15 protein-coding genes and 4 tRNA genes are annotated in these 14524 nt (G+C 66.9%); 10 read left to right on the top strand and 9 right to left on the bottom strand.

The features are described from left to right. Positions 1–138: 138 nt before the first annotated feature. The 3 genes from DID98_RS17220 to earP all read right to left on the bottom strand — a co-directional run bounded on the left by DID98_RS17220 (position 139) and on the right by earP (position 3687). Positions 139–1524, bottom strand: coding sequence for a sigma-54 dependent transcriptional regulator (locus DID98_RS17220; RefSeq protein ID WP_124571072.1), 1386 nt, complete (start codon positions 1522–1524; stop codon positions 139–141). 270 nt (positions 1525–1794) lie between these two features. After that, the gene (gene efp / locus DID98_RS17215; RefSeq protein ID WP_044844759.1) at positions 1795–2352 is read right to left on the bottom strand and encodes an elongation factor P; all 558 of its coding nucleotides are present in this window, start codon (positions 2350–2352) and stop codon (positions 1795–1797) included. A 138-nt stretch (positions 2353–2490) separates the two neighbouring features. After that, positions 2491–3687 (bottom strand): elongation factor P maturation arginine rhamnosyltransferase EarP, encoded by a 1197-nt coding sequence (earP, locus tag DID98_RS17210; RefSeq protein WP_124521370.1) that lies wholly within the window; start codon positions 3685–3687, stop codon positions 2491–2493. A 76-nt stretch (positions 3688–3763) separates the two neighbouring features. Between earP and uvrC the strand changes: the two genes are divergently transcribed. The 6 genes from uvrC (at position 3764) to DID98_RS17180 (ending at position 7138) form a co-directional block, all read left to right on the top strand. Further along, on the top strand, positions 3764–5800 hold the full coding sequence (gene uvrC / locus DID98_RS17205; RefSeq protein ID WP_124571071.1) for an excinuclease ABC subunit UvrC: 2037 nt from the start codon (positions 3764–3766) through the stop codon (positions 5798–5800). A gap of 99 nt (positions 5801–5899) precedes the next feature. Next, positions 5900–6487, top strand: a complete 588-nt coding sequence (gene pgsA, locus DID98_RS17200) for a CDP-diacylglycerol--glycerol-3-phosphate 3-phosphatidyltransferase (RefSeq protein ID WP_006757520.1) — start codon at positions 5900–5902, stop codon at positions 6485–6487. A gap of 144 nt (positions 6488–6631) precedes the next feature. Next, positions 6632–6707: transfer RNA gene (locus DID98_RS17195), tRNA-Gly, on the top strand. A gap of 53 nt (positions 6708–6760) precedes the next feature. Further along, positions 6761–6836: transfer RNA gene (locus DID98_RS17190), tRNA-Gly, on the top strand. A gap of 51 nt (positions 6837–6887) precedes the next feature. Then, positions 6888–6963, top strand: a tRNA-Gly gene (locus tag DID98_RS17185). Positions 6964–7064: 101 nt separating this feature from the next. Then, positions 7065–7138 (top strand) — tRNA-Cys (locus DID98_RS17180). 332 nt (positions 7139–7470) lie between these two features. Here the strand turns inward: DID98_RS17180 and DID98_RS17170 are convergent. Then, positions 7471–8019 carry a GNAT family N-acetyltransferase gene (locus DID98_RS17170; protein ID WP_044844756.1) on the bottom strand — a complete coding sequence of 183 codons (549 nt, stop codon included), beginning with the start codon at positions 8017–8019 and terminating at the stop codon, positions 7471–7473. Further along, the gene (locus DID98_RS17165; protein WP_124571070.1) at positions 8016–8675 is read right to left on the bottom strand and encodes a helix-turn-helix domain-containing protein; all 660 of its coding nucleotides are present in this window, start codon (positions 8673–8675) and stop codon (positions 8016–8018) included. Before DID98_RS17165 ends, DID98_RS17170 begins: the two co-directional genes overlap by 4 nt. 140 nt (positions 8676–8815) lie before the next feature. On the opposite strand from DID98_RS17165, the gene DID98_RS17160 reads away from it, so the two are divergent. Together DID98_RS17160 and map are read left to right on the top strand one after the other, a co-directional pair. Continuing rightward, the gene (locus DID98_RS17160) at positions 8816–9055 is read left to right on the top strand and encodes a ParD-like family protein (RefSeq protein WP_044844754.1); all 240 of its coding nucleotides are present in this window, start codon (positions 8816–8818) and stop codon (positions 9053–9055) included. After that, a complete protein-coding gene (map, locus tag DID98_RS17155; RefSeq protein WP_044844753.1) occupies positions 9055–9861 on the top strand; it encodes a type I methionyl aminopeptidase in 807 nt (268 codons plus the stop codon). Before DID98_RS17160 ends, map begins: the two co-directional genes overlap by 1 nt. Positions 9862–9988: 127 nt before the next feature. Here map and DID98_RS17150 read toward each other — a convergent pair whose 3' ends face one another. Together DID98_RS17150 and DID98_RS17145 are read right to left on the bottom strand one after the other, a co-directional pair. Next, complete coding sequence (locus DID98_RS17150; RefSeq protein WP_124487423.1) at positions 9989–10501, bottom strand: GAF domain-containing protein; 513 nt, start codon at positions 10499–10501, stop codon at positions 9989–9991. Between the two features lie 165 nt (positions 10502–10666). Continuing rightward, on the bottom strand, positions 10667–11584 hold the full coding sequence (locus tag DID98_RS17145) for a LysR family transcriptional regulator (RefSeq protein WP_124571069.1): 918 nt from the start codon (positions 11582–11584) through the stop codon (positions 10667–10669). A gap of 110 nt (positions 11585–11694) precedes the next feature. Here DID98_RS17145 and DID98_RS17140 point away from each other — a divergent pair, with 110 nt between their 5' ends. Beyond that, entirely contained in the window at positions 11695–12561 is an 867-nt protein-coding gene (locus DID98_RS17140) for a pirin family protein (RefSeq protein ID WP_124521359.1), read from the top strand. Positions 12562–12689: 128 nt separating this feature from the next. Continuing rightward, positions 12690–13181 (top strand): GNAT family N-acetyltransferase, encoded by a 492-nt coding sequence (locus tag DID98_RS17135; protein ID WP_124487421.1) that lies wholly within the window; start codon positions 12690–12692, stop codon positions 13179–13181. A gap of 14 nt (positions 13182–13195) precedes the next feature. Here the strand turns inward: DID98_RS17135 and DID98_RS17130 are convergent, their stop codons facing one another. Together DID98_RS17130 and DID98_RS17125 are read right to left on the bottom strand one after the other, a co-directional pair. After that, on the bottom strand, positions 13196–14068 hold the full coding sequence (locus DID98_RS17130; RefSeq protein WP_124571068.1) for a cytochrome c oxidase assembly protein: 873 nt from the start codon (positions 14066–14068) through the stop codon (positions 13196–13198). Positions 14069–14078: 10 nt separating this feature from the next. After that, positions 14079–14519 (bottom strand): copper chaperone PCu(A)C, encoded by a 441-nt coding sequence (locus tag DID98_RS17125; protein WP_124521355.1) that lies wholly within the window; start codon positions 14517–14519, stop codon positions 14079–14081. Between the last annotated feature and the right edge of the window lie 5 nt (positions 14520–14524).

Genomic DNA, 14524 nt, shown 5'->3' with positions numbered 1-14524 from the left:
GGCCGCCTGTTCCGTTGCCGAAAGCAAAAAAGCCGCGCTTTGCGCGGCTTTTTTGCTTTGACGGCGAAGCATGGGGCCACACGCCTTTGCGCAACTAACCGTCAGCTCCGGCCGGCGCCCCGAACAACGGCCGCCCGGTCAGTTGACCTTCATCCGCTGCAACTTGTTGTACAGCGTCTTGGGGCTGATGCCGAGCAGCGTCGCTGCGCGATGGCGCGTGCCGCCGACCGCGTCGAGCGTCGCGCGGATCAGCAGATCCTCGACGTCGGACAGCGGGGTGCCGACCTTGATCTGCACGCTGCTGCCGTTCAGCGCGGCGCCGGCCGCGAAGCTTGCTTCGCCCGCGCGCAGCGTTTCGATGAAATCGCCGGATGCGTCATAGGCGAAGCGCACGCGCTCCTGGAGTTCGCGCACGTTGCCGGGCCATTCGTAGGACACGCATTCGCGCACGAAGCCCGGCGCTGCGCGCTTGTCGGTTGTGCTGCGGCCGGTGCTGCGCGCTTCGCGGTTGAGGTCGTCGATCAGCGCGTCCGCGATGGCGAGGACATCGCCGTCGCGTTCGCGCAGCGGCGGCATCGTGATCGACGCCGCATCGAGACGCAGCCACAGATCCTCGCGCAGCATGCCGTTCGCGACCGCCTCGCGGGCCGGGCGGCGCGTGGTCGCGATCAGCCGGAAGTCGCTCGCGATCGAGCTCGTGCCGCCGATCCGCATGAAGTTCTGCGAGTCGAGCGCATGCAGCAGCGCCTCCTGCAGCACGAGCGGCAGTGCGGTGATCTCGTCGAGGAACAGCGTGCCGCCGCCGGCCTGTTCGAACAGGCCCGACTCGCGCCGCTCGGCACCGTCGAACGCGCCGCGCTCATGGCCGAACAGCACGCTGTCGAGCGACGCGCCGTGGCGTCCGGCCTGGGCGATCGTGCGGCAGTCGAACGACACGAACGGCCCTTTGCGGCGCCGGCTCAGGTCGTGCAGCGTGCGCGCGGCCAGCTTCTTGCCGGTGCCGGCTTCGCCGGTGAACAGCACGGCCGTTTCGGTGCCCGCGTTGTGCTCGATCATGTCGTACACGTGCTGCATCGCCTCGCTGCGGCCGACCAGCGCGCCGAAGCGGCCGAGGTGGCGCAGCGACGCGCGCAGCGTCCGCACTTCGTCGATCAGTTCGTAGGGGCGCGGAATCCGGGCCAGCAGGCTGCGCAGGCGCGGAATGTTGATCGGCTTCAGCAGGTAGTCCCAGATGCCGTGACGCAGGCCTTCGATCGCGCTCTCGACCGTCGCGTTGCCCGTCAGCACGATCACCGGCAGCGAGCCGTTCGGTTGCTGCTGCGGCAGGTGCTGGAGCAGGTCGAACCCGCTGCCGTCCGGCAGGTTCAGGTCGACCAGGACGACATCGGGAATCGAGCGGCCGAGCGCCGTGCGTGCCTCGGCGAGCGACGTGGCCGTGTCGACCGAGAAGCCGTCTGCGGCGAGCAGCGCGGTCAGGCCGGACAGACTGTTGGGATCGTCTTCGACAATCAGGGCGTGTGGCATGGTGGACGCGAGTCGAGTCAAGAGAGGCGGGCTGTCGGCCATCGAGCCGGCCGCAGCCGCATGTCAGATTAAAAACTGATTTTATGCCCCGCTGAACGCCTGACGTGCATTATTTCTTTCACGCTATAAAACAGTTACCGATGATACAAATTGAATACCTTTAATGCTGGATTTCGTGCTGTCCATGGTGCCGACGCCCGCTGCTGTTGACGCCAGACAAACAAAAAGCGCCCCGAAGGGCGCTTTGTTCGATCCGGAAATCGCAGGCGATTACGCGCGGCTGCGATATTCGTTCGTACGCGTATCGATTTCGATCTTGTCGCCGGTATTGCAGAACAGCGGCACTTGCAGTTCGAAGCCCGTTGCGAGCTTGGCGTTCTTCAGCACCTTGCCCGACGACGTGTCGCCCTTGACGGCCGGTTCCGTGTAGGTGATCTCGCGAACCAGGATCGTCGGCAGTTCGACCGAGATCGCCTTCTCGTTGTAGAACACGACTTCGCACGCCATGCCGTCTTCGAGGTAGTTCAGCGCTTCGCCCATCATTTCCGCTTCGACTTCGTACTGGTTGTAGTCGGCGTCCATGAACACGTACATCGGATCGGCGAAGTACGAGTACGTCACTTCCTTGCGGTCGAGCACGACGACGTCGAACTTGTCGTCAGCCTTGTAGACCGATTCCTGGCCTGCGTTCGTCAGCAGGTTCTTCATCTTCATCTTGACGACGGCGGAGTTGCGGCCCGACTTGTTGTATTCCGCCTTTGCGATGACCCATGCTTCGCTGCCGATCTGCACGACGTTGCCTACGCGGAGTTCCTGTGCGGTCTTCATAAAAACTGTCCTGATCCAATCAAATAAATAGGTGCCTGAGCGTTGCGCAACGGCTGACGGCGCAAGCGGCGGTGCGTTCCGGTAGGTGCCAAGAGCCCCAAACGCGAGCGCTTGCGTGGTCAGCCGTCGGATAACCGCTTATTTTAACTGAGATTTTACGTATTCCGCCAGCTTTCCGGCGAGATCGCCGACGCTCGCCAGCGCGTCGGCCCAGCACGCCGCGTTGGCATCCAGTGCGGCACGGTGTTGCAGCAAATCGGCCCAGTCGGGCGTGCCGGCGCCGTTCCATGCATGCCAGAAGCGCCCGAGTGCCGCGCGCGGTGCGTCGGCGAGGCCGGCCGACAGGTGCGCGAGCGCGGCGTCGAGCTTCGGCAGGTGCGCATCGTCGGCCTGCGGGTAGATGTGCCATACGAACGGCTTGCGCGCCCACTGCGCGCGGACGAACGAGTCCTCGCCGCGCACGAAGTTGACGTCGGCCACCCACAGGAGCGGGTCGTAGTCGGCCTGCGGGACGAACGCGAGCCCGTACGCGGTCAGATTGCCGCGGCTTGCGCGCGCGCCGGCGCCGAACGATTCGACCCCGAAGAAGCGGGCGACGGCCGGCGACACGCGGCCGGCGGGCACGAGCGCGACGACGGGCGACGCGCCGTCGCGCCACTGCGCGAGCAGCGCGTCGACGCCCGGATTCTCATACGCGAACAGGCTGACGACGGTCGTGCCCGGCGCCGGTGGCGCGTCGCCCGTCGCATGCCGCCACCAGGCGGTGCGCGCCGCCGCGTCGGCTTCGAAGGCGGTGCGGCGCGCGTCGAGGTCGCGTTCCTTCAGCACGCCGCCCGTGCCGGCCGACAGTCCCGGGAAGAAGAACGTCTTCAGCAGCGGATAGCGCGGATGCGGCGACGGCCGCAAATGGAAATCGGCGACCCAGTCCTCGGCGCTCAGGTATTCGAGATTGATCCACACCGGGCGGCGCGCGCGGCGCGCCATCGCGGCGAGATAGGCGCCGGGCAGCTCGCACGCGAAGGCCTCGATCACGACGTCGGCGATCTCCAGTGCGTCGCCGACTTCCGCATGCCAGTGCTCGATCACGATACCGTCGAGCGTCTGCCGCCCGGCATCGGGATCGACCCCCGGCAGCAGCCGCGCGAACGTGCGCAGGTCGTCGATGAACAGGCGCACCTGCCAGCCGTGCTCGTGCGCGAGCTGGCGGGCGAGGCGCCAGCACACGCCGATGTCGCCGAAGTTGTCGATCACGGTGCAGAAGAGGTCGCACGCGATCGGTTCGTCGGGCGCGAGCGGCGCAGCGGAGGCAGGGGAGGCGGGGGCGGTGCGGGGCATCGAAGCGGACCGGTGAATGCTCTAAACTGGCGATTCTAATGGACCCGTTCCGCGCCACAAGGCACCCGAATCGCGCATGACATCCCCAGAAGCCGCCGACACCCCGTTCGAACCGAAGAAGATCCTCGTGCAACTGCCGCACATGCCGGGCGTCTACCGCTACTACGATGCGGCGGGCGCCGTGCTTTACGTCGGCAAGGCGCGCGACCTGAAGAAGCGCGTCTCGAGCTATTTCACGAAGACGCAGCTGTCGCCGCGCATCGCGATGATGGTCACGCGCATCGCGCGCATCGAGACGACCGTCACGCGCTCGGAGGCGGAGGCGCTGCTGCTCGAGAACAACCTGATCAAGGCGCTCGCGCCGCGCTACAACATCCTGTTTCGCGACGACAAGTCGTATCCGTACCTGAAGCTCACCGCGCACCGCTTTCCGCGCATGGCGTACTACCGCGGCTCGGTCGACAAGCAGAACCAGTATTTCGGGCCGTTCCCGAGCGCGTGGGCCGTGCGCGAGAGCATCCAGATCCTGCAGCGCGTATTCCAGTTGCGCACCTGCGAGGATTCGGTCTTCAACAATCGCACGCGGCCGTGCCTGCTGCATCAGATCGGGCGCTGCACGGCGCCGTGCGTCGGCGCGATTTCCGAGGACGACTACGCGATCGACGTGTCGAACGCCGCGCGCTTCCTGCTCGGCCGGCAATCGGAAGTGATGAAGGAACTCGAGCAGAAGATGCACGCGTTCGCGGCCGAGCTGAAGTTCGAGCAGGCAGCCGCCGTGCGCAACCAGATGAGCTCGCTCGCGACGGTGCTGCACCAGCAGGCGATCGAGGTCGGCAGCGACAGCGACGTCGACGTCCTCGCGGTGGTCGCGCAGGGCGGACGCGTGTGCGTGAACCTGGCGATGGTGCGCGGCGGCCGGCATCTCGGCGACAAGGCCTATTTCCCGGCGCACGTCGAAAGTGCGCTGACGCTGGCCGAAGGCGGGCTCGGCGACGAGGCCGAGGGCGAGGCAGCGGAGGCTGCCGACGACACCGCTGCGGCGTTGCCCGAGCGGCCCGCGGAAGACGCTGCCGCCGCGCGTGACGCGGGCGCGTCGGTGGAGGCCGAGGTGCTCGATGCGTTCATCGCGCAGCACTATCTCGGCAATCGCGTGCCGCCCGTGCTGGTCGTGAGCCATGCGCCCGCGAGCCGCGACCTGCTCGAGCTGCTGTCCGAGCAGGCCGGTCACAAGGTCTCGCTGGTGCGGCAGCCGCAGGGGCAGCGGCGCGCGTGGCTGTCGATGGCCGAGCAGAACGCGCAGATCGCGCTCGCGCGGCTGCTGTCCGAGCAGGGTTCGCAGCAGGCGCGCACGCGCGCGCTCGCGGAAACGCTCGGCTTCGAAAGCGACGATCTCGCGACGCTGCGGATCGAATGTTTCGACATCAGCCATACGATGGGCGAGGCGACGCAGGCGTCGTGCGTCGTCTATCACCATCACAAGATGCAGTCGGGCGAGTACCGTCGCTACAACATCACCGGCATCACGCCGGGCGACGATTACGCGGCCATGCGGCAGGTGCTGACGCGCCGCTACGAGAAGATGGTCGAGCAGGCCGCGCAGGCGGCGGCCGCCGACGATGCGGCCGGCATCGACGGCGAATCGACGCGCCAGGCCGAGGCATCGAGCCTGCTGCCGAACATCGTGCTGATCGACGGCGGCAAGGGGCAGGTCGAGATCGCGCGCCAGGTGTTCACCGAGCTCGGGCTCGATACGTCGATGCTGGTCGGCGTCGCGAAGGGCGAGGGGCGCAAGGTCGGCCTCGAGACGCTCGTGTTCGCGGACGGCCGCACGCCGCTCGAACTCGGCAAGGAGAGCGCCGCGCTGATGCTCGTCGCGCAGATCCGCGACGAGGCGCACCGCTTCGCGATCACCGGGATGCGCGCGAAACGGGCGAAGGCGCGCCAGACCTCGCGGCTCGAGGAGCTCGAAGGGGTCGGTGCGAAACGCCGGCAGCGGCTGCTTGCGCGGTTCGGCGGGCTGCGCGGTGTCGTCGCGGCGAGCGTCGAGGAGCTGGCGAGCGTCGACGGCATCTCGCACGCGCTCGCCGAGCAGATCTACAAGCAGCTTCACTGATCCGGCCGTGCGACCGGCCGCGCCTGAGCGCGATCTCGCGTTCTTGTGGCAGGCCGGTCGACACGGCACAATTGCGAATCCTTTACTGACCCGCATGCCATGCCGTTCAATTTCCCGATTTTCCTGACGTGGGTACGGATCGTGCTGATCCCGCTCGTCGTCGGCGTGTTCTATCTGCCGGACACGGTGATGGGCGGCGCGCACCGCAACCTCGCGGCGGCGGCGATCTTCATCCTCGCCGCGCTGACCGACTGGTTCGACGGGTTTCTCGCCCGCAAGTGGAACCAGACGTCGTCGTTCGGCGCGTTCCTCGATCCGGTCGCGGACAAGCTGATGGTGACGGCCGCGCTGCTGATCCTCGTGCAGATTTCGCGGGTCGACGCGGCGATCGCGCTCGTGATCGTCGGCCGCGAGATCGCGATTTCGGCGCTGCGCGAATGGATGGCACAGATCGGTGCGTCGAAGAGCGTCGCGGTGAACCAGCTCGGCAAGTTCAAGACCGCGTGCCAGATGGTCGCGATTCCGATGCTGCTGTACTACGGCCCGCTGCCGCTCGGCATCGCGACGATCGACACGCGCGTGTGGGGCGAGTGGCTGATGTACCTCGCCGCGGTGCTGACGATCTGGTCGATGCTGTACTACATGAAGCTCGCATGGCCGCAGATTCGCGAGCGCGGCGGTGCGTGACCGGCCCCTGCACGGTCGGTTCGCAGTTTTTTGGAAAAAGGGCTGGAAAAGCCCTTGACACACGAATGTGCCTTCGACATAATCTCGCTTCTCCGCTGCACGACGAAGTAAGTGTGTGACGGGGAAGCAGTAGCGCAGCAATACGCGGGAGTAGCTCAGTTGGTAGAGCGCAACCTTGCCAAGGTTGAGGTCGCGAGTTCGAGACTCGTCTCCCGCTCCAGATTTTTTCTGGCAGCGTGTTGTACGGCAAAGCGCTGCAGATGCAGGACACATGCGGGAGTAGCTCAGTTGGTAGAGCGCAACCTTGCCAAGGTTGAGGTCGCGAGTTCGAGACTCGTCTCCCGCTCCAGATTTTTCTGGCAGCGTGTTGTAAGGCAAAGCGCTGCAGGTGCAGGACAATGCGGGAGTAGCTCAGTTGGTAGAGCGCAACCTTGCCAAGGTTGAGGTCGCGAGTTCGAGACTCGTCTCCCGCTCCAAGTCATGGGGAAGCCACGCTTCCCTTTTTATTTGATGGACCGACGGTCCTCGAATAAGAAATCTGTCGCTTGCCTCAACGGCATCCGGACAGTCCGATTTTGGCGCGATAGCAAAGCGGTTATGCAGCGGCCTGCAAAGCCGTTTAGGCCGGTTCGACTCCGGCTCGCGCCTCCAGCAAGAAAAGAAAAGCCCCGCTTCGGCGGGGCTTTTCTTTTTTCTGCGCTCGATCCGCGCGGCTACTCCGCCGGATACGTCAGCGTCACCCGCTCGCACTTCGACGTGCTCTTGCCGCCATAGTCGTAAATCGCGAGCAGATGCCGGCCCTTGCTGTTCAGGATCGGCAGCATGATCGTCCTGCGATTCGGATTGTTGCCGTCGGCCGGTTCGTCTAAAACCTGTTTGCGAATTTCCGATTCGAGATCCGACGGGGTGTCGATGCCGTTTTCCGGACCGCGGCTGCGGCCGCCCGCGTCATCATGCGTGTGCCAAACATTCGGCGATGCCGATCAGCCATCGACCGGCCGAGCCGGCGTGTCGAGCCTCAGCTGATAGAACGCCGCATCGAGCCAGCGGCCGAACTTGAAGCCCGCTTCGGTGATCGTGCCCGAGTGCACGAAGCCGAGGCGCGTGTGCAGCGCGACGCTGCCGCCGTTGGTCGCATCGATGCAGCCGACCAGCACATGCACTTCGGCTTCACGCGCACGCCGGATCAACTCGCGCAGCAGCAGTTCGCCGAGCCCGCGGCCGCGATGGTCGCGGTGGACGTACACGCTGTGTTCGACCGTGTACTTGAACGCGGGGAACGCGCGGAACGTGCCCCAGCTCGCGAAGCCGACCAGCGTGCCCGATTCATCCACCGCGCCGACGACCGGAAAACCGCCGGCGCGCTTCGTCGCGAACCACGTGACCATCGCTTCCGGCGGGCGCGGCCGGTAGTCGTACAGCGCGGTCGAATTCACGATCGCGTCGTTCAGGATGTCGAGGATGGCCGCGGCATGCTCGGCCTCGCTGCAATCGATCAGGCGCACGTCTTCGCGCGGTTTCGGGGAATTCATGCGGGCTCCTGCGCCTGTCGGCCTTGAACGGATGAAACACTCCGCGCGCCGGCGGCGGCGGGGACATCGCAGATCGCGACGACATAGCGCGCGACGCGCGACGACGGGTTGCTGAAAATCAGCGGCTGATCGACGCGCATGGCCAGACAGTCGCCTTCGTGAAGTTCGTGAAGCTGGTCGCCGCACGTGACGTCGACGCGCCCGTGGATGACCCATATTTGTTGATGCAGCGCGCTTTCGCGCCCGCCGGAGTCGTACGCGACGCGCGCGCCGGGCGGGAAATCGACCTCGACGAGCTGGATCGGCGACGGCCAGCCGGGGGGCGACAGGTTGCGCCGCACGTAACCGGACGCCGGATCGCGCCATTCCGCCTGCTGCGCGCGCCGCACCAGCGGTTGCGCGGGCGCGTTGTCGCGATCGCCGCCGAACAGCCCGGCCAGCGACACGCCGAGACCGGCCGCGAGCTTGTCGAGCACGACGGCCGTCGGGCTCGCCGACGCGCGCTCGATGAGCGAGATCATCGAACGGCTGACGCCGGAACGCGCGGCGAGCGCATCGAGCGTGTAGCCTCGTAGCGTGCGCAGCTCGCGCACGCGCCGGGCGATGCGTTCGTTGATGCCGGTGTCGTCGCCAGGGGCGTCGATTGATTCTTTCATGATGGATTTATTTTCCAGCAAGTTGGAATTCGATGTCAACGGGATCCCGGATCGGCGATTCGCCGGCAGCCGGGCGCTTGCCGGGCGACCGGGGTGAGCGTAATATACGAAACGACTACATTTCGTTTAATTAGAGACATATGGGAATCATCAAGATATCCGAGCACATGCACGAACGGCTGCGTTCGACCAGTACCGCGCTTAGCCGTTCGATTAATGCGCAGGCGGAGCACTGGCTGCGCGTCGGGATGCTGGCGGAACTCAATCCGTCTCTGTCCTACGGCGATATCTGCCGGCTGCTGATCGAGACCGAAGCGCGCGGCGGCGATGCCGGCGGCACGGAATCGGTCGTCGCCCACGGCATCGAGCAGGTGGCGTAATGGCGAGGCGCGAAATCCCGATCCGCGGTGCCGCGGAAATCGCCAAGTCGCGCGAGGCCGCGAAGCTCGCGTCCCAGGTGCTGACGATGATCACCGAACACGTGAAACCGGGCGTCACCACCGACGAGCTCGACGTGCGCTGCCGCGAATATATCGTCGACGTGCTCGGCGCGATCCCGGCGAACATCGGCTATCACGGTTATCCGAAAACCCTGTGCACGTCGGTCAATCACGTGGTCTGTCACGGCATTCCGTCGTCGCGGCCGATGCGCGACGGCGACATCGTGAATCTCGACATCGCGGTGATCAAGGACGGCTGGTTCGGCGACACGAGCCGCATGTACTTCGTCGGCGAGCCGGGCGAACTCGCGCGGCGCCTCGTCGCGACGACCTATGAGGCGATGCATGCGGGCATCCGCGCGGTTCGTCCCGGCGCGACGCTCGGCGACGTCGGCTATGCGATCCAGCAGGTCGCGCATCGTGAGGGATTCAGCGTGGTCCGCGAGTACTGCGGGCACGGGATCGGCGACGTGTACCACGACGAGCCGCAGGTGCTGCACTATGGTCGCCCGGGCACCGGCGTGCCGCTGCGGCCGGGGATGATCTTCACGATCGAGCCGATGCTGAATGCGGGCAAGCGCGATACGCGCGTGCTGGCGGACGGCTGGACGGTCGTCACGAAGGATCATTCGCTGTCCGCGCAGTGGGAGCACATGGTCGTCGTGACGGAGCAGGGCTTCGAGATCCTGTCGGACGACGTGAAGCCGCCGGCGTTCGCGGCGCTTTCCGGCACGCACGCGGCCTGACACGCGGCGCGCCGCGCGCCGCGACGCAACGAAAACGGGCCCCGCATGAATGAGCGGGGCCCGTTTTCGTTGGCGGCCAAGCGGCGCGATCAGCAGGCTGCGGTCTCCGCAGCCGCCGCTGGCAGCGTCACGCGGCTCGACCGCGCGCCTTCTGCCACGCGTGTTCGACGAACACGCGGCACAGCGCTTCCATTCCGTTGCGGTCCTCGTCGTCGAAACGCGCGGCGACGGGGCTGTCGACGTCCCACACACCGATCAGCGTGCCGTCGGCAGCGACCAGCGGCACGACGATTTCCGATTCCGACGCGGCATCGCAGGCGATATGGCCGGGGAATGCATGCACGTCGCGCACGACCTGTGTCTCGCGGGTCTGCGCAGCCGTGCCGCACACGCCCTTCCCGAGCGCGATCCGCACGCACGCGGGCTTGCCCTGGAACGGCCCGACCACGAGTTCCGAACCGTCGAAGAAGTAGAAGCCGGCCCAGTTCAGGCGGTCGAGCGAGTGATAGACGAGCGCGGAGAAGTTCGCGGCGTTCGCGGTCAGGTCGCGTTCCGATTCGACGAGCGCGCGTGCCTGCTCGACGAGCGTCGCATAGAGTTCGGCCTTGGAGGCGTGAGGGTCGGTGGACAGCGTGAACATGGCTGAAAGGCGAAAAGAGGTTGTGAACAGCGGGGTTGTGAAAACGGCGTGAAAAGCGCGATGCGCGTCCCGCAGTCTACGGCACGCGCGGCCGGTCTGCAGCGTCCGGTTCGCGACGCACACGCCGAAACGCCGAACGCGGGGTAACCGCCGTGGCGATGCCGCTCAATCGGGCTCGAGTTCGGCGAACCGCTCGGCCAGGAAATCGAGCAGCGCGCGCACCGCGGGCAGCAGCCCGCGCCGCGACGCGAACACCGCATGCACGATCTCGCGGCGCGGCGCCCAGTCCGGCAGCACGGTCGTCAGTTCGCCGCGCGCGACTTCGTCGCGCACCATCATCGTCGGCAGCTGCACGACGCCGACCCCCGCGACGGCGGCCGCGCGCAGCGCGAGCATGCCGCCCGTGACGAGCCGCGGCTGATGGTGGATTTCCGCCTGCGCGCCGTCGGGGCCGCGCAGCCGCCACACGTGCGTGGCCTGCGGCACGCCGTGGTCGAGGCTCGGCAGGCGGGTCAGGTCGGCGGGGACGGCCGGCACGCCGCGCTCGCGCAGCAACGCGGGGCTCGCGACGAGGCACTGGCCGCGTTCGGCCAGCACGCGCAGCGCGAGGTCGCTGTCCTCGAGCGGCGGCGGGCGCACGCGGATCGCGACGTCGATCCCTTCGCCGACCACGTCGACGCGCCGGTTGGTCGCTTCCAGGTGAATCTCGACGCGCGGGCACGCGACCATGAACGCGGCGATCATCGTGCCGACCAGCGAATCGAGCAGCACGACCGGGCAGCTGACCCGCACGATGCCGCGCGGCTCCTCGTGCAGCAACGCGATCGCCTCGTCGGCGGCGTCCGCCTCGACGAGCATCGCGCGACAATGCGCGTAGTAGGTCTGGCCGACGTCGGTGACGGTGAAACGGCGCGTCGAACGCTGGATCAGCCGCATCCCGAGCCGCGCCTCGAGCAGCGCGATGCGGCGGCTCAGCTTCGACTTCGGCATGTTCAGCGCGCGCCCGGCCGGTGCGAAGCCGCCGTGCTCGACCACCTGCACGAAGTAATAGAGATCGTTCAGATCCCGTTCGTTATCGTTCATGAAATAGAACGCTGAGTGCGATTTTGGCAGTCTACCGGATCGATCGTTCCACCTCTATATTCCTACTCAGGTTGCGAAACACGTGTTTCGCCGCAATTCGGAGAAGGCAAATGAAGAAGATCCAGGGTGTGTACAGTGCGCCGCGCGGTCATTGGGTCGGCGACGGTTTCCCGGTGCGTTCGATGTTCAGCTACCAGTCTCACGGGACGCACCTGAGCCCGTTCCTGCTGCTCGACTACGCGGGTCCCGCGAACTTCGAGCCGGCTTCGGCACCGCGCGGGGTGGGCCAGCACCCGCACCGCGGGTTCGAAACGGTGACGATCGTCTATGACGGCGAAGTCGCGCACCGCGACTCGACCGGTGCGGGCGGCGTGATCGGCCCGGGCGACGTGCAGTGGATGACGGCCGCGAGCGGGATCCTGCACGAGGAATTCCACTCGGAAGCGTTCACGAAGCGGGGCGGCCCGCTCGAGATGGTGCAGCTGTGGGTGAACCTGCCCGCCGCCGACAAGATGGGTGCGCCCGGCTATCAGACGATTCTGGACGCGGACATCCCGGTGGTCGAACTGCCGGACGGCGCAGGTCGCGCGCGGATCATCGCGGGCGAATTCGACGGCCGGCGCGGCCCGGCCCGCACGCACACGCCGATCGACGTGTGGGACGTGCGGCTCGCAGCCGGCGGCCGTGCGCGGTTCCCGATCGCCGAAGGGCGCACGCTCGCGGTGGTCGTGCTGAGCGGTACGCTGCTGGTGAACGGCGAGACGGTCGCCCGTGAAGCGCAGTTCGTGCAGTTGAGCCGCGACGGCCGCGACGTCGAGATCGAAGCGAACGGCGACGCCAAGCTGCTGATCCTGAGCGGCGAGCCGATCGATGAGCCGGTCGTCGGTTACGGCCCGTTCGTGATGAACTCGCAAGAGGAAATCCGGACCGCGATCGAGGATTTCAACAACGGCCGCTTCGGCCAGATGCCGGCATGACGGACAGGCCCCGCGCAATGCGGGGCCTTTTTTTCGCGCGCGGAAGGGCGGCACGCGTGCCGCGTGCGCTTCGAGGCATAATCGACGGTTGCCGCGCGCCGGCCGGCGCGCCCGAATCAGGACCGACCATGAATGCTTCCGCACCCGCCGCATCCCTGCATGCCGACGATCTCGACTGGCACTGGAAATTCTTCGACGCGCTGACGGCGCGCGAAGTCTATTCGATCCTCGACGCGCGCAGCGCCGTGTTCGTCGTCGAGCAGAACTGCGTCTATCGCGACATCGACGGTGCGGACCAGGCTGCGTGGCACCTGGCCGCATACGATCCCGCGGGCCGTCTCGCCGGTTACCTGCGCGTGCTGCTGCCGGATGCGCAGCACCCTGACGTGCGCATCGGCCGCGTGCTGACGACCGCCGCGTTTCGCGGCGCCGGCCTCGGTAACGCGCTGCTCTCTCGCGCGATCGGGCACATCCGCGCGCAGTGGCCGGATGCGCAGGTGAGCCTGCATGCGCAGGCGCACCTGCAGCGCTTCTACGGGGCATTCGGCTTCACGCCGAGTTCGGACGTGCACGACGAGGACGGCATCCCGCACGTGTGGATGACCAGCGCGCGCGGCTGACGCGCGGCGCGCCGTCAGTGGGCGGCGCGCGTCACCGGCGGGCGTGCCGCGTGCAGGGCGGCAGCCCGCTCTTCGATCAAGCGGCCGCGCGCGGACAACCGCAACCAGTGCCGCAGCGCGATCAGCGCGCCGATCACGCTCATCATCGAACCCGGAATCCACAGCAGCAGGCCGCCGATCTGCTGGTCGCGCAGCGGGCTGAGCCACGTGAACGCGCGTCCGCAGATCGAGTAGATCGGATACAGCTCGTGCGGCGTGAAGAAGATCAGCGCGCCGAGCGCGATCTGCGGCGGAATCGCCGCGACGACGATCAGGATCCGGCGGCCCGGCGACAGCCGCGCGGGCGGCGCGGGACGCGGATCGACGACGAGCCACCAGAACAGCAGCCCGTCGATCACCATGCTCCAGTTCATCACGCGATACAGGCGCCAGTCGAGCATCGCGACGAAGTGGATCGGCGACAGCAGCCAGAAATAGATCAGCCCGACGAACAGCACGACCGCGACGACCGGATGGAACACCACGTCGAGCGTCGCGCGCACGGGTGCCCACGCGAGCGCGGGGCGCACGAAGCGCTGCCGCCAGCGAAACGGAATGCCCGCGCGGATCGCGGCGCCCGGGTAGGCCAGTGCGATGAAGAACGGCCCGAGGTGATGCAGCACCAGGTGCTGTGCGCGGTGCAGGAAGAATTCGTGCTCGAAGAAGTAGTCGAGCCGCGTATGCAGCGCGATGTAGAGCGCCGTCAGCCCGAGCCAGAACGAGAACTGCCGCAGCGGCGACACCTTCGCCTTCTTCACGCCGCGCGCGAACAGCACGGCGGCCGTCAGCACCGCCATGACCACGGTCGGCGACGGTTCCCACGGATCGAGCCAGTACAGGACGTTCATCGCGCGCGCATCACTTCGCCTGGGCCGGCGACTTCACGGCGAACGGCGTGTCGACCGTTTCGCCGTCGGAGAACTTCAGGCGCAGGCGCACGGTGTCGCCGGGCTTGATCGCGTGCTTCGGTTCCTCGAGCATGAAGTGATAGCTGCCCGGCGCGATGTCGACCTTGCCGCGCGCGGGGATCGTCAGCTTGTCGACCATTTCCATCTTCTGCGTCGAGCCGTTCGACACGGTCTGGTGCAGCATCGCCATCCCGTAGTCGGGGCTGTCGACGTCGACCAGGTCGACCGGCTTGTCGCCCGTGTTGACGAGCGTCACGTAGCCGCCCGCGGGCAGCCGGTTCGGCAGCCAGCGCACCCATGCATTCTGCGCGGTGATCGCGCCCGCGGCACAGGCTTGCGCAGCGGTGCACAGCGCGGCGAGGAGGGCGAGCGTCTTGAGGGTCGTCTTCATGTCGG

The sequence above is a fragment of the Burkholderia sp. Bp8984 genome (assembly GCF_003853755.1).
GTDB lineage: Bacteria > Pseudomonadota > Gammaproteobacteria > Burkholderiales > Burkholderiaceae > Burkholderia.
This window is presented reverse-complemented; position numbering and strand designations above follow the sequence as displayed.

Bases quoted from the DNA above. Each gene is read 5' to 3' on its own strand.
- earP (WP_124521370.1), bottom strand. From the start codon at position 3,687: ATGCCCCGCACCGCCCCCGCCTCCCCTGCCTCCGCTGCGCCGCTCGCG.
- DID98_RS17145 (WP_124571069.1), bottom strand. From the start codon at position 11,584: ATGAACGATAACGAACGGGATCTGAACGATCTCTATTACTTCGTGCAG.
- DID98_RS17130 (WP_124571068.1), bottom strand. From the start codon at position 14,068: ATGAACGTCCTGTACTGGCTCGATCCGTGGGAACCGTCGCCGACCGTG.
- DID98_RS17140 (WP_124521359.1), top strand. From the start codon at position 11,695: ATGAAGAAGATCCAGGGTGTGTACAGTGCGCCGCGCGGTCATTGGGTC.
- pgsA (WP_006757520.1), top strand. From the start codon at position 5,900: ATGCCGTTCAATTTCCCGATTTTCCTGACGTGGGTACGGATCGTGCTG.
- DID98_RS17135 (WP_124487421.1), top strand. From the start codon at position 12,690: ATGAATGCTTCCGCACCCGCCGCATCCCTGCATGCCGACGATCTCGAC.
- DID98_RS17170 (WP_044844756.1), bottom strand. From the start codon at position 8,019: ATGAATTCCCCGAAACCGCGCGAAGACGTGCGCCTGATCGATTGCAGC.
- efp (WP_044844759.1), bottom strand. From the start codon at position 2,352: ATGAAGACCGCACAGGAACTCCGCGTAGGCAACGTCGTGCAGATCGGC.
- DID98_RS17150 (WP_124487423.1), bottom strand. From the start codon at position 10,501: ATGTTCACGCTGTCCACCGACCCTCACGCCTCCAAGGCCGAACTCTAT.
- DID98_RS17165 (WP_124571070.1), bottom strand. From the start codon at position 8,675: ATGAAAGAATCAATCGACGCCCCTGGCGACGACACCGGCATCAACGAA.
- uvrC (WP_124571071.1), top strand. From the start codon at position 3,764: ATGACATCCCCAGAAGCCGCCGACACCCCGTTCGAACCGAAGAAGATC.
- map (WP_044844753.1), top strand. From the start codon at position 9,055: ATGGCGAGGCGCGAAATCCCGATCCGCGGTGCCGCGGAAATCGCCAAG.
- DID98_RS17220 (WP_124571072.1), bottom strand. From the start codon at position 1,524: ATGCCACACGCCCTGATTGTCGAAGACGATCCCAACAGTCTGTCCGGC.
- DID98_RS17160 (WP_044844754.1), top strand. From the start codon at position 8,816: ATGGGAATCATCAAGATATCCGAGCACATGCACGAACGGCTGCGTTCG.
- DID98_RS17125 (WP_124521355.1), bottom strand. From the start codon at position 14,519: ATGAAGACGACCCTCAAGACGCTCGCCCTCCTCGCCGCGCTGTGCACC.